The sequence below is a fragment of the Bradyrhizobium sp. WBOS07 genome (genome assembly GCF_024585165.1).
Classification (GTDB): Bacteria; Pseudomonadota; Alphaproteobacteria; order Rhizobiales; family Xanthobacteraceae; genus Bradyrhizobium; species Bradyrhizobium japonicum_B.
Genome location: NZ_CP029008.1, coordinates 3,486,780 through 3,498,888 on the forward strand (window position 1 = coordinate 3,486,780; position 12,109 = coordinate 3,498,888).

The 12,109-nt window shown below is 64.9% G+C and carries 14 protein-coding genes; 6 read left to right on the forward strand and 8 right to left on the reverse strand.

The genetic code is table 11. The features are described from left to right. Nucleotides 1–6: 6 nt before the first annotated feature. Nucleotides 7–1,188 carry a low temperature requirement protein A gene (locus tag DCM79_RS16700; RefSeq protein WP_257175414.1) on the reverse strand — a complete coding sequence of 394 codons (1,182 nt, stop codon included), beginning with the start codon at nucleotides 1,186–1,188 and terminating at the stop codon, nucleotides 7–9. A gap of 23 nt (nucleotides 1,189–1,211) precedes the next feature. Then, nucleotides 1,212–1,466, reverse strand: a complete 255-nt coding sequence (locus tag DCM79_RS16705; protein WP_028137365.1) for a BolA/IbaG family iron-sulfur metabolism protein — start codon at nucleotides 1,464–1,466, stop codon at nucleotides 1,212–1,214. A gap of 196 nt (nucleotides 1,467–1,662) precedes the next feature. Between DCM79_RS16705 and DCM79_RS16710 the strand changes: the two genes are divergently transcribed. Then, nucleotides 1,663–2,022, forward strand: a complete 360-nt coding sequence (locus DCM79_RS16710) for a DUF427 domain-containing protein (RefSeq protein ID WP_257175415.1) — start codon at nucleotides 1,663–1,665, stop codon at nucleotides 2,020–2,022. Between the two features lie 61 nt (nucleotides 2,023–2,083). Here DCM79_RS16710 and DCM79_RS16715 read toward each other — a convergent pair whose 3' ends face one another. Then, complete coding sequence (locus tag DCM79_RS16715; RefSeq protein WP_007612121.1) at nucleotides 2,084–2,257, reverse strand: DUF1328 domain-containing protein; 174 nt, start codon at nucleotides 2,255–2,257, stop codon at nucleotides 2,084–2,086. A gap of 165 nt (nucleotides 2,258–2,422) precedes the next feature. Here DCM79_RS16715 and DCM79_RS16720 point away from each other — a divergent pair, with 165 nt between their 5' ends. Then, on the forward strand, nucleotides 2,423–3,613 hold the full coding sequence (locus DCM79_RS16720) for an acyltransferase (RefSeq protein WP_257175416.1): 1,191 nt from the start codon (nucleotides 2,423–2,425) through the stop codon (nucleotides 3,611–3,613). Between the two features lie 136 nt (nucleotides 3,614–3,749). On the opposite strand, the gene purL is transcribed toward DCM79_RS16720, so the two are convergent. Beyond that, on the reverse strand, nucleotides 3,750–5,960 hold the full coding sequence (purL, locus tag DCM79_RS16725; protein WP_257175417.1) for a phosphoribosylformylglycinamidine synthase subunit PurL: 2,211 nt from the start codon (nucleotides 5,958–5,960) through the stop codon (nucleotides 3,750–3,752). Nucleotides 5,961–6,144: 184 nt separating this feature from the next. On the opposite strand from purL, the gene DCM79_RS16730 reads away from it, so the two are divergent. Both DCM79_RS16730 and DCM79_RS16735 read left to right on the forward strand, forming a co-directional pair. After that, nucleotides 6,145–6,624: a PaaI family thioesterase gene (locus tag DCM79_RS16730; protein ID WP_257175418.1), complete on the forward strand. Its 480-nt coding sequence runs from the start codon at nucleotides 6,145–6,147 to the stop codon at nucleotides 6,622–6,624. A gap of 75 nt (nucleotides 6,625–6,699) precedes the next feature. Next, nucleotides 6,700–7,665 (forward strand): DMT family transporter, encoded by a 966-nt coding sequence (locus tag DCM79_RS16735; protein ID WP_257175419.1) that lies wholly within the window; start codon nucleotides 6,700–6,702, stop codon nucleotides 7,663–7,665. A 71-nt stretch (nucleotides 7,666–7,736) separates the two neighbouring features. Here DCM79_RS16735 and DCM79_RS16740 read toward each other — a convergent pair whose 3' ends face one another. Beyond that, nucleotides 7,737–8,333, reverse strand: coding sequence for a TetR/AcrR family transcriptional regulator (locus DCM79_RS16740; RefSeq protein ID WP_257175420.1), 597 nt, complete (start codon nucleotides 8,331–8,333; stop codon nucleotides 7,737–7,739). 136 nt (nucleotides 8,334–8,469) lie between these two features. Between DCM79_RS16740 and DCM79_RS16745 the strand changes: the two genes are divergently transcribed. Next, nucleotides 8,470–8,868 (forward strand): RidA family protein, encoded by a 399-nt coding sequence (locus DCM79_RS16745; protein WP_257180776.1) that lies wholly within the window; start codon nucleotides 8,470–8,472, stop codon nucleotides 8,866–8,868. 20 nt (nucleotides 8,869–8,888) lie between these two features. On the opposite strand, the gene DCM79_RS16750 is transcribed toward DCM79_RS16745, so the two are convergent. Both DCM79_RS16750 and purQ read right to left on the reverse strand, forming a co-directional pair. Then, nucleotides 8,889–9,860, reverse strand: a complete 972-nt coding sequence (locus DCM79_RS16750; protein ID WP_257175421.1) for a tripartite tricarboxylate transporter substrate binding protein BugD — start codon at nucleotides 9,858–9,860, stop codon at nucleotides 8,889–8,891. Then, nucleotides 9,857–10,558 (reverse strand): phosphoribosylformylglycinamidine synthase subunit PurQ, encoded by a 702-nt coding sequence (purQ, locus tag DCM79_RS16755; protein ID WP_257175422.1) that lies wholly within the window; start codon nucleotides 10,556–10,558, stop codon nucleotides 9,857–9,859. Before purQ ends, DCM79_RS16750 begins: the two co-directional genes overlap by 4 nt. 179 nt (nucleotides 10,559–10,737) lie before the next feature. Between purQ and DCM79_RS16760 the strand changes: the two genes are divergently transcribed. Continuing rightward, nucleotides 10,738–11,754, forward strand: coding sequence for a magnesium and cobalt transport protein CorA (locus DCM79_RS16760; protein WP_257175423.1), 1,017 nt, complete (start codon nucleotides 10,738–10,740; stop codon nucleotides 11,752–11,754). Between the two features lie 104 nt (nucleotides 11,755–11,858). Here DCM79_RS16760 and purS read toward each other — a convergent pair whose 3' ends face one another. Then, entirely contained in the window at nucleotides 11,859–12,101 is a 243-nt protein-coding gene (gene purS / locus DCM79_RS16765) for a phosphoribosylformylglycinamidine synthase subunit PurS (protein ID WP_257175424.1), read from the reverse strand. Nucleotides 12,102–12,109: the final 8 nt, after the last annotated feature.

Consider the following 12,109-nt stretch of genomic DNA (forward strand, 5'->3'; position numbering starts at 1 on the left):
ACCCGCCTATTTCTCGGTTGACGTCCCCAGCGACACCGACTCCCAGACGGCCACCACGATCATGATCGCGGTCGTCGCGACCGATAGCCAGAGCGGCGAGAGGTCTGACGCGAACCAGCTCAGCACCAGCAGCAGCGCGATCCCGACGCCGTGAGAGAGTTGGAGGAAGCCGCGGATCGCGTGCTTGAACAGGATCGTGCCGACCAGGAACACCAAGGGCCCGCCGATCGTGCTCACGATCGTGCGCATGTCGGAGTGTCCGGCCGGGTGTTTCAGCACCAATTCGTCCGACACGGCCGTCAGGATGATGCCGGCCACGATCGGCGTGTGCAGGTAGGTGTAGGCGAGCCGCGCCAGCCGGCCGGATTCGGCGGATTTCGAGATCCGCTCGGCGCCGGCCTCGGCACCCTTGTGAAAATAGACCCACCACATCGCGATGGCGCCGATCAGCGCCGACACGAAAGCGAGGATGTTGCTCGCGGTCCATTCCAGCTCGGCAAATGTTGCGCCATTGACGATGATGGCTTCGCCGAGCGCGATGATGACGAAGAGAGAGCAGCGCTCGGCCATGTGCGCGCCTTCGACGGCCCAGGCCTCGACCGACGAGAAGCCCAGCTTCGGCACCCAGAACCGTGCGGCCGGCGCGATATACTCCCAGCTCACCGCCGCGATCCACAGCCATAGCCGCGTGTCTCCACCGGACAGACCGCCGGCAATCCACAACACGGCGGAGACCGAGAACCAGGTCAGGATGCGGATCGCATTGTGTCGCACTGCGGACCGGTGATGCGGGGTCGCAAACATCCAGAACGCGGTCCGTCCGACCTGCAGGGTCACGTAGGCGATCGCAAACCACAGGCCCCGTCCCTCGAACGCAGTCGGGATCGTGGTCGACAGCACGAGGCCGCCCAGCATCATGGCAAAAAGCAGGATGCGGACCGGCGTCAGCTCGGGATTGAGCCAGTTGGTGACCCAGGCGGTGAAGACCCACACCCACCACACCGCCAGGAACAACACCATGACGTGCACCGCGCCGAGCGGCGTGAAATGGTGCAGCAGCGTGTGCGATATCTGCGTGACGGCGAAGACGAAGACGAGGTCGAAGAACAGCTCGACATAAGTGACGCGGCTGTGCTGGTTCGGACCGGTGACGCGAAACATTGCGCCGCGAGGATTGTCCGCAGCCATCGTCATCCCCCGCTAAGCTTGGATCAGGTGCCGGGTGCCCCGGGTCCGCCAGGCACCCCGGTTTGCAGCGCCAGCGCGTGCAGCACGCCGCCCATCTGGCCGCGCAAGGACTGATAGACGATCTGGTGCTGCTGGACGCGGGACTTGCCGCGGAAGGATTCCGAGATCACGGTCGCGGCGTAATGGTCGCCATCGCCGGCGAGGTCTCGGATGGTCACCTCGGCATCGGGGATTGCTGCCTTGATCATCGCCTCGATATCGTGGGCGTCCATGGGCATTCGGGTCGTGCTCCTTGTCTCGGCTGCGAATCAGCCTCGTCGTCGAATCGCTGCCGGAGTCCCCGGCCCGGCAGGGCCAAACTTAGCGTGAACGGCCTTCTAGGTCACGCTTTCCGGCACTATATCCCTGATCGCATCAGGATAAAGGCACGACAAAGTGCCGCGCGTGGCAGATCGATCGAAAAGGCGTGACATCATGAAGCTTCCAGGGCCCGACCACCCCATCACCATCACCGCAAATCCCCGGCGTGTCCGCGTCACGGCTGGCGACATCGTGATTGCCGAGACCGACAAGGCGCTGACCCTGAAGGAAGCCAGATATCCGGCGGTGCAATATGTGCCGCGCCAGGACGCCAACATGGCCCTGCTCGAGCGCACCGAGCGCACCACCCATTGCCCCTACAAGGGCGATGCCAATTATTACAGCGTCAAGGCCAACGGCAAGACGCTCGACAACGCGATCTGGACCTACGAGACGCCCTTCCCCGCCATGGCCGAGATCTCCGGCCATCTGGCGTTCTATCCCGACAAGGTCAAGATCGAGGAAGTGGGGTAGTTTGGGATGCCATCATTCCGGGGCGATGCGAAGCATCGAACCCGGAATGATGAGGGAAGAGCTATGCCCTGAAGATCGTGAGTCCCAATATTAGCAGCACCAGGAAGATCACGACGAACACGTAAAACAGGAAGCGGGCGATATCGGCGGAGGCGGCTGAGATGCCGGTGAAGCCGAGCACACCGGCCACGATCGAAACAAGTAGGAAGATCAGCGCCCATTTCAGGATCGTCATCGCCAGCTCCGCAATCGGTGGCCGCTCGCCTGCGGCCCTTCCACGCCCTCTTTCGCAGACGCTAACATCGCGGAGCGGAGCTGGTTCCTCATCCTGCTGAAACGATCTTGCTGAAACCGGTTCCCGGCGGCACAGTCCCGCCGGGAGCAAGAGCGCGGGGCGACCATGATGACGATGTCACATTCAGCGACGATCGGCGCGGAGGTGCAGGCCGCGCCGAAGAGCAAGATGCGCAATTTGGCGATTGATCGCGCCCGCACCTTCCTCACTTTGGTGGTGTTGCTGCATCACGCGGTGATTCCCTATACCTATTTCGGCCATACCGATCCGAGTTATTTCTTCGGCTTCGACATGGTCGTGCTCGCCACCGACAGCTTCTTCATGGCGATGTTCTTCTTCCTGTCGGGGCTGTTCGCCTGGTCCGGCATCGCCCGGAAGGGAATCCGGAGCTACTTGGCAGATCGCCTGCTTCGGCTTGGCCTACCCTTCGCGATCTGTGCCTTAACGGTCATTCCGGTCGCCTATTACGCGATCTCCCTGCGGCAGCATCCCGAGATCGGGTTTTCGGAATTCTGGTGGAATATGGTCACGAAGGGCCCGTGGCCGAGCGGGCCGATCTGGTTCCTGTGGGTCTTGTTCGCCTTCGACCTGGTTGCCTGCCTTTTGTATCGGCTGTCACCCAATCTGCTCGATCCGGTCAATCGCCTCTCGCTGCATGGTCGCCGCCGGCCCGCCGTATTCTTCGCGGTCATGCTGGCCGTCACCGCGGCGTTCTACATTCCCGGGCTGGTTCGCTACGGACACAGCAGCTGGTTCGAGTTCGGGCCATTCTCGGTCCAGCACGGGCGCGTGATGCTGTACGCGACCTATTTCTTTTTCGGTGCCGGCATCGGCGTTGCGCAAATGGATCGTGGGCTGCTCGCTGTCGACGGCCGCATGGCAAAGGTGAGCTGGGACTGGATGGTCCTGGCGATCGTTCCGTATTGCCTGTTGTGGGGACTGATCTTCATCAAGCGCGAAATACTGGGCAACCCGTCGCCGTTGCCGGACTGGTATGAAGCGCTCTATGCCATCTGCTTCACTGTCTTCAGCGTGGCCATCATGTTTCTGATCCTGGCCCTGTTCCAGAGATTCAAGCAATCAGGCTCAGCCATGCTGCTCGATCCAATGCAGGGCGACGCGTTCGGCATGTTTCTGGTGCACTATCCGATCGCACTGTGGCTGCAATACTGGCTGTTCGACTATGATCTGCCGGCGATCGTCAAGGCCGCGATCGGGTTTGTACTGACTGTTGCAGCGAGTTGGGCGCTGACGCGCGCCTTGCGGCAGATCCCGGGCGCGTCACGCGTGTTGTGAGGCATGACCTCGCGTCACTGTGAAGTCCGTAGCCCGGATGGAGCGCAGCGCAATCCGGGCCTTGCCGCAAGTGATAGCGGTCCCGGATTACGCTTGCGCTCCATCCGGGCTACTGGTCTGAGTTCGTGGCAGCGCCTTACGCCGCCTTGCCGCCCATGTACTCCGGCAGCCAGCGCTCGAACGAGGCCCGCAGCGTGTCGATCGCCACGGGCGCCTCGCCCGCGATCGTGATCGCATCGCCGCCGGTGGTGCCGATGCGCGCGCAGGGCACCTCGCAGCCGCGCATCTTGGCGAGCACGCGGCCGGCTTCGGCTTCCGGCACGGTGACGAGATAGCGCGCCTGATCCTCACCAAACCAATAGGCCTGCGGGACCAGCGCGGTCGGCGCCGCAAGCAGCTTGGCGCCGATGCCGCCCGCCATCGCCATTTCGGCAAGCGCGATCAGCAGGCCGCCGTCCGAGAGGTCGTGCACTGCGGTCGCGGTGCCCGCATGGATCATGCCGCGCACGCAATCGCCGTTGCGCTTCTCGGCGGCGAGATCGACCGGCGGCGGTGCGCCCTCCTCGCGGCCGCAGATGTCGCGCAGATAGACCGACTGGCCGAGCCAGCCGTGGGTCTCGCCGATCAGGAGGATGGCCTCGCCCTCGGCCTTGAAGGCGAGCGACGCCGACTTGGTAAAATCGTCCAGCAGGCCAACGCCGCCGATCGAGGGTGTCGGCAGGATCGCGCGGCCGTTGGTCTCGTTGTAGAGCGAGACGTTGCCGGACACGACCGGGAAGTCGAGCGTGCGACAGGCCTCCGAGATGCCCTTCAGGCAGCCGACGAACTGGCCCATGATCTCGGGCCTTTCAGGGTTGCCGAAATTGAGATTGTCGGTGATCGCGAGCGGCTTGCCGCCGACCGCGGTGATGTTGCGCCAGGCCTCGGCGACGGCCTGCTTGCCACCCTCAAACGGATCGGCCTCGCAATAGCGCGGCGTGACGTCGACAGTGAGCGCGAGGCCCTTCGGCCCATCCTCAACGCGCACCACGGCGGCATCGCCGCCCGGGCGCTGCATGGTGTTGCCGAGAATGACGTGGTCGTATTGCTCCCAGACCCAGCGCTTGCTGCACATGTCGGGCGTGCCGATCAGCTTCTCCAGCGCAGGCCCGAGACCCATCGGCGCCGACACCTCGCGCGCATGCACGACCGGCAGCGCGGCAGACGGGACGTGCGGGCGGTCATAGACCGGCGCCTCGTCGCCGAGCTCCTTGATCGGCAGATCGGCCATGACGTCGCCGCCATGCTTGACCACGAAGCGCTTGCTCGGCGTGGTGTAGCCGACCACGGCGAAGTCGAGGCCCCACTTCCTGAAGATCGCCTCGGCTTCCTTTTCCTTCTCGGGCTTGAGCACCATCAGCATGCGCTCCTGGCTCTCCGAGAGCATCATCTCGTAGGCGCTCATCCCGGTCTCGCGGGTCGGCACCGCGTCGAGATCGAGGTCGACGCCGAGGTCGCCCTTGGCGCCCATCTCGACCGCCGAGCAGGTCAGCCCTGCCGCGCCCATGTCCTGGATCGCGATGACGCAGCCCTTCTCCATGATCTCGAGGCAGGCTTCCAGCAGCAGCTTTTCGGCGAAGGGATCGCCGACCTGCACGGTCGGACGCTTCTCCTCGGACTTGTCGTCGAACTCGGCCGACGCCATCGAGGCGCCGTGGATGCCGTCGCGCCCGGTCTTGGAGCCCAGATACACGATCGGCATGTTCACGCCGGAGGCCGCCGCATAGAAGATCTTGTCGGTATCGGCGAGGCCGACCGCCATCGCATTGACGAGGATGTTGCCGTCATAGCGGGTGTGGAAGCGCACCTGGCCGCCCACCGTCGGCACGCCAAAGGAATTGCCGTAGCCGCCGACGCCGGCGACGACGCCGGAGACCAGATGCCGGGTCTTGGCATGCTCGGGCGCGCCGAAGCTCAGCGCATTGAGGCAGGCGATCGGGCGCGCGCCCATGGTGAAGACGTCGCGCAGGATGCCACCGACGCCGGTGGTCGCGCCCTGATAGGGCTCGATATAGCTCGGGTGGTTGTGGCTCTCCATCTTGAAGACCACGGCCTGGCCATCGCCGATGTCGATCACGCCGGCATTCTCGCCGGGGCCCTGGATCACCCAGGGTGCCTTGGTCGGCAGGCCGCGCAGATGGATGCGGGAGGACTTGTACGAGCAGTGCTCGTTCCACATCGCCGAGAAGATGCCGAGCTCCGTGAAGGTCGGCTCCCGCCCGATCAGCTTCAGGATGCGCTCGTACTCGTCGGGCTTGAGCCCGTGGGCGGCAACCAGTTCGGGGGTGATCTTGGGTTCGTTCTTCATGGCTTCAGGGGCTTTCGGCGGCGTTTGGCCGTTCTTAGGAAGATCGGAGGGCCGGGAAAAGCCCTTTGTGGCGCATTTTCCCGCTGTCCCACGTTTTGCAGGCAGGGACGGCGGGAACAGGAATTGCACGGCGCGGACGGATCGGATTTAAGGGCTGAAGACCCGCAATTGAAGGCCCATTTCCTTGCACGAATTGACCAAAGCGCCCCCGCCCCGCCGCCCCGACCTCCACATCGCCACCGAAGGCGAGTTTGTGGGCTGGCGGACCTGGATTCGCGACAGTTTCGAGGCCCATGTCGGCCCCTTCTGGCATCAGATCGAGGCGGACGGCAGCGTCCGCTGCGCCTTCCGGGTCGAGAAGAAGCACCTCAACGGCTCCGGGAACGTCCATGGCGGCTGCTACATGGCCTTTGCCGACTATTCCCTGTTCGCGATCGCCACCCATGTCCTGGACAGCCGGGCGGTGACGACCAACTTCGCCTGCGAATTCCTCGACGCGGCACGGGAGGGCGAGCTGATCGAATGCACTGGCGAGGTCACCCGCGCCGGCGGCTCGCTGATCTTCCTGCGCGGTAAGATGATGTCCGGGGAGCGGGTGCTGCTGACCTTTTCCGGCACGATCAAGCGGATGAAGCGGAAGGCGCTCCCTCAGCCAAACGCATAGCTCGGCGCCTTCCCTTTTCGCACGCCCTCGCCCACAGTCGGAGCGAGCGCTTGTGCGCCGGGGAGCAGGAACAAGGTGCCGCAGAGCACACCGTCGAGGGGTCGCACAGCGGCCTCCGCAGCATCGCCGTTGCCGTCCATGCCCGCCACCGGCGCGCGCAACTGGCGCGACTATGCGCTGCTGCTCGCACTCGCCTGCTGCTGGAGCTCGACCTATCCGCTGACCAAGCTGGCGCTTCCCACCATCCCGCCCATCACCTTCATCTCCGCGCGCTCGCTGATCGCGGCCGCCTTCCTGTTCGCGATCCTGTGGATGCGCGGCATCAAGGTCCCGACCGACGCCAGGGCGTGGAAGCTGTTCGCGATCCAGCAATTGATCAACTCGACCTTTCCGTTCCTGATCATCACCTGGTCGCAGCAATATGTGCCGGCCTCGAACACGGTGGTGCTGGCCTCGACCACGCCGATCTTCGCCTTCCTGATCACCTCGCTGATCACGCGGCACGAGCCGGCGACGCTGCTCAAGCTCGCGGGCGCGGTTTTGGGGCTCGCCGGCACTGTCGCCATCGTCGGGCTCGATGCTCTGCATGGCCTTGGCAGTGAGATCGTGGCGGAGATCGCGATCCTGCTCGCCACCATCTCCTTTGCCTGCGCGACCATCTTCGGCCTTCGCCTGTCCGACTACGACCCGATGGTGGTGGCGGCCGGCTCGCTGCTGTTCGGCGGCCTCCTCCTGCTGCCGCCCTCGCTGATCATCGACCAGCCCTGGACGCTGCACCCGACGCCGACCGCGATCGTCGCCACCATCGTCATGGGCATCGTCTCGAGCGCGCTGGGATTGATGCTGTTCTATGTCTGCCTCGGCCGGCTCGGCACGCTGACCACGAACGCGCAAGGCTATCTGCGCATCCCGATCGGCGTCGGCCTCTCCGTGCTGCTGCTCGGCGAGAGCGTGCCGTCGAACCTGGCGCTGGGGCTGCTACTGGTGATGGCCGGCGTCGCGGCCATGACGGTGCCGGCGGAGCGGCTGAAGCTGCGCTAACGGTGTCGGACGTCCGGTGCTGCGAGCACGTGCGCTACGCGGGATCGAGCGGGCGTTTTCCCGGCGTGCAGTCAGATCGCCTTGCGCAGCAATCCGCTCGCCAACTCGCGAAACGCATCAACGGCCTTGTTCAATACGGATTTCGGATGGTCGGCCGCCGCAACCCATAAGGCGGCGCTGAGGGCGGCGCCGTTGAGCAATCGTCCCGCCGCTTCGACATCTACCGGCTTCACCACGCCTTGCTCGATCAGCGACCCGATCGTTCGCATGGTGATGTCGAGGCAGGCATTCTCACCGGGCCATTTGGAGGGATCGCCGAGCACAGCGGGTCCATCCAGCAGCATGATGCGCTGGATCTCGGGATCGAGTGCCATTTCGATATAAGCGCTCCCCTCTGCGAGAAGGCCTTCCCACAAGCTGGGGGCGCGCTCGCGAACCGCGCGCAGCCGCTCGGCCATTTCGACGTCGATCTGCTCGACGACGGCCCAGAGCAGCCCCTTCTTGTCTTCGAAGTTGTGATACAGCGCGCCCCGCGTCAGACCGACGGCGGCAGTGAGCTCGTCCATCGACGCGTCTGTATAGCCCTGCGTGGCAAATGCCGTGCGCGCCGCACGGATGAGCTTGGCCCGATTTTCCGCCATGGCCGCAGCGCGCTTTCCCTTTGCCATGCCCCCTGACCCTCTTGACATACGACTCGTATGTGAAATATCTCTCACATACGAACCGTATCTGAAATTGCCGTGACGCGCCACCCGCCGAGCGTCCGCGTCCTCCCCGCCCAGCCGTCGATTGAAAGGTCCCGCCATGCCCCAGCGAGAGGCAATTTTCCCCGCAAACCGCCACGCGCTCTACCAAGTGCATCGATACTCCGCGGCGATCCGCTCCGGCGACCTGCTGTTCGTGTCGGGGCAGGTCGGTAGCCGCGAGGACGGCTCGCCCGAACCGGTGTTTGAGGACCAGGTCCGGCGCGCATTCGCCAATTTGCGTGCCGTGCTCGCCGCTGGTGGATGCACGTTGGACGATGTCGTCGACGTCACCACCTTCCACACCGATCCGGCGAGCCAGATCGAGACGGTGATGGCTGTTCGCGCCGAGGAGATTGGCGAGCCGCCCTATCCGAACTGGACCGCCGTTGGGGTGAATTGGCTGGCCGGGTTCGACTTCGAGATCAAGGCCATCGCCCGCATTCCTGCAGCTCAATGAGGCCTGTCGGGCTGGCCCATTTACTTGGCGTCGTCCGCCAGCATCTTCCGGTACTTTTCGACATCGCGCGTCACGAGCTGTTGCAACAGCTCCGGCGCGTGCTCGTTGGCATCGGGCGCGACGGTCGACAGGTCGGCAAAGCGCTTCTTCACCGCGTCGGTCTCGACCGCCGTGCGCGCGGCGGCGTTCAGCTTGGCGATGACGGCCGGCGGGGTGCCCTTGGGCGCGAACAGGCCGTTCCAGCCCTGCGCCTCGAATCCGGGCAGGCCGGCTTCCGCGGAGGTCGGCAGATCCGGCAGCGTGGCGAGCCGCACGGTCGAGCCGACCACGAGTCCCTTCACCAGCTTGTCGTTGATGGACTGCGAGACCGAGGCGGCCGCGTCGCAGACGCCGTCGATCTGGCTGCCGACCGCGTCAGTCAGCGCCGGCGCGGCGCCGCGATAGCCGACCAGCGTCGCGTCGATCCCGGCCGAGGTGACGAAGCTCTTGCAGATCAGATAATTCGAGGAGCCGACGCCGGCATGGCCGAGATTGATCTTGCCGGGATTGGCCTTGGCGTAGGCGATGAACTCTTTCAAGTCCTTGGCCGGAAAGTCCTTGCGCAGCGCGATGATGCCGAACGTCTTCGCCACCATGGCGATCGGCACGAAGGAATCCGGCGTGAACGGCAGCTTCGGATAGATCGTGTAGCTCGCGGCATTGGTGCCGGCATTGCCGATCGCGATGGTGTAGCCGTCGGGCTCGGCGCGCGAGGCGCGCGCCAGCGCGGTCGAACCGCCGGCGCCGGCGACGTTCTCAATCACGATGGTTTGGCCGAGCGCGATGCCCATCTGCTCGGCCACCGCGCGCGCGATCACGTCCGAGGTACCCCCGGCCGCGAACGGCACGATCATGGTGATCGGACGCTTGGGATAGTCCTGGGCGAACGCAGCCGTCGCAAAGGCGACGGCGGCGACAGCGACAGAGAGCCGCTTCACCGCGAACGCAATCACGCGGCCTTTTCCAGATGCTGGACCAAGCCCGCGAACAGGCCGCGGCCGTCGGTGCAGCCCATGATGTCTTCGACGTGATTTTCCGGATGCGGCATCATGCCGAGCACGTTGCCCTTGTCGTTGACGATGCCGGCAATGGAATGCGCCGCGCCGTTGATGTTGTTGAAATCGTCGACTTCGCCGGCGACGGAGCAGTAGCGATAGAGCACCCGCCCCTCGCCTTCGAGCCGCTTGATGGTCTCCTCGTCGGCCTCGTAATTGCCCTCGCCATGGGCGACCGGCACCCGGATCACCTGGCCGGCATTGTAGCCGCGGGTGAACGGGGTGTCGGAGCGCTCGACGCGCAGGTGCACGTCGCGGCAGATGAACTTCAGCCGCGCGTTGCGCATCAGCACGCCCGGCAGCAGGCCGGATTCACAGAGGATCTGAAAACCGTTGCAGACGCCGAGCACGAGGCCGCCCTTGGCCGCATAGTCGCGCACCGCGTCCATCACCGGCGCGCGGGCCGCGATGGCGCCACAGCGCAGATAATCGCCGTAGGAGAAGCCGCCGGGCACCACCACGAGATCGGTGCCAGGGGGCAGCGAGGTCTCGGCGTGCCACACCATCGCCGGCTCGGTGCCGGAGATCAGCCTCAGCGCACGCGCCATGTCGCGTTCGCGGTTGATTCCGGGAAAGACGAGGATGGCGGCTTTCATGACAGAGGTTCCGACGGTGGGCGGGAATCGGGGCTGGCCGACGGGCCAATTCGTGAAGAGACATAACCATTTGACGGGGATTTTACCAGTGCTAGCCTTCGCAGAGGGCCTTGTACACAGGCCATGCACATCGGTCGGCGACGCGCCGCTCGGCCGATCGATTGCCCGGGATTGAAGCCATGAACGTCCCGTCGCTGCCCCCCTCCCCCGCCGAGCCGGTCTCCGCCGAGGGCGTCGTCGCGGCCGGCGCCTATGTCGATGGCCGACGCGTTGCCAATATCGCGATCAGCGAAGCCTCGAGCTGGCGGGCCAAGCCCGGCCACGTGGTCTGGATCGGGCTACACGAGCCCGACATGGCGCTGCTCGGCGCGGTGCAGAAGCAGTTCGATTTGCACGACCTCGCGATCGAGGACGCCAACCACGCCCATCAGCGGCCGAAGATCGAGCAATATGGCGAGGCCCTGTTCATTGTCGCCCGCACCGCGCAACTGATCGAGGGCCGCATTGCCTTCGGCGAGACCCACATCTTCGTCGGCGAAGGCTATCTGGTCTCGGTGCGCCACGGCGCTTCGACCTCCTACACGCCGGTGCGCGAGCGTTGCGAGAGTTGTCCGCGGGCGCTCGCCCGCGGCGAGGACTACATCCTCTACGCCATCCTCGATTTCATCGTCGACAATTACTCGCCCGTGCTGGAGAGCATCCACGACGAGGTCGAGGGCATCGAGGACGACGTGCTCTCCAAGCAGATCAGCAAGGCGCAAATCGAGCGGCTCTACATGCTGCGCCGCGACCTGTTGCGGCTCAGGACCGCGATCGGCCCGCTGGTGGAGGTCTGCCGCCGGCTGGAGCATGACGAGCTGTCGATGGTGCGCAAGGCCATGCAGCCGCTGTTCCGCGACGTCACCGACCATGTCCGCAACATCCAGGAGCGCATCGATTCCATGCGCGAAGTGCTGGCGTTCGCCTTCGAGGCGAGCCTTTTGGTCGGCCAGGCGCAGGAGACGGCGGTGTCGAAGAAGCTCGCGTCCTGGCTCGCCATCATCGCAGTCCCGACCGCGCTCGCCGGCATCTACGGCATGAACTTCAAGCACATGCCGGAGCTGGAATGGGAGTACGGCTATTTCATGCTGCTCGGCGTGATGCTGACCGCGTGCGGCTCGCTGTATTGGCGTTTCCGCAGAGCGGGCTGGCTATAATTGCTCCGTAGCCCGGATGGAGCGAAGCGCAATCCGGGACAGTGCCGCTTGCAGATAGAACCCGGATTTCGCTTCGCTCCATCCGGGCTACCAGGCTGGCGGGCCTAGCTCAGGAACTCCACCCGATAATTCTCGATCACGGTGTTCGCCAGCAGCTTGTCGGCGGCTTCCTTCAGCGCGGCTTCCGCCTTGGCCTTGTCGGCGCCCGCGAGCTCGATGTCGAACACCTTGCCCTGGCGGACGCTGGCGACGCCGTCGACGCCGAGCGACTTCAGCGCGCCTTCGATGGCCTTGCCCTGCGGATCGAGGATGCCCGTCTTCAGGGTAACGGTGACACGTGCCTTCACGTCAGGAT

Excerpts from the sequence above, each read along its gene's own strand:
- DCM79_RS16700 (WP_257175414.1), bottom strand. The coding sequence starts at position 1,188 with ATGGCTGCGGACAATCCTCGCGGCGCAATGTTTCGCGTCACCGGTCCG.
- DCM79_RS16705 (WP_028137365.1), bottom strand. The coding sequence starts at position 1,466 with ATGCCCATGGACGCCCACGATATCGAGGCGATGATCAAGGCAGCAATC.
- DCM79_RS16710 (WP_257175415.1), top strand. The coding sequence starts at position 1,663 with ATGAAGCTTCCAGGGCCCGACCACCCCATCACCATCACCGCAAATCCC.
- DCM79_RS16715 (WP_007612121.1), bottom strand. The coding sequence starts at position 2,257 with ATGACGATCCTGAAATGGGCGCTGATCTTCCTACTTGTTTCGATCGTG.
- DCM79_RS16720 (WP_257175416.1), top strand. The coding sequence starts at position 2,423 with ATGATGACGATGTCACATTCAGCGACGATCGGCGCGGAGGTGCAGGCC.
- purL (WP_257175417.1), bottom strand. The coding sequence starts at position 5,960 with ATGAAGAACGAACCCAAGATCACCCCCGAACTGGTTGCCGCCCACGGG.
- DCM79_RS16740 (WP_257175420.1), bottom strand. The coding sequence starts at position 8,333 with ATGGCAAAGGGAAAGCGCGCTGCGGCCATGGCGGAAAATCGGGCCAAG.
- DCM79_RS16745 (WP_257180776.1), top strand. The coding sequence starts at position 8,470 with ATGCCCCAGCGAGAGGCAATTTTCCCCGCAAACCGCCACGCGCTCTAC.
- purQ (WP_257175422.1), bottom strand. The coding sequence starts at position 10,558 with ATGAAAGCCGCCATCCTCGTCTTTCCCGGAATCAACCGCGAACGCGAC.
- DCM79_RS16760 (WP_257175423.1), top strand. The coding sequence starts at position 10,738 with ATGAACGTCCCGTCGCTGCCCCCCTCCCCCGCCGAGCCGGTCTCCGCC.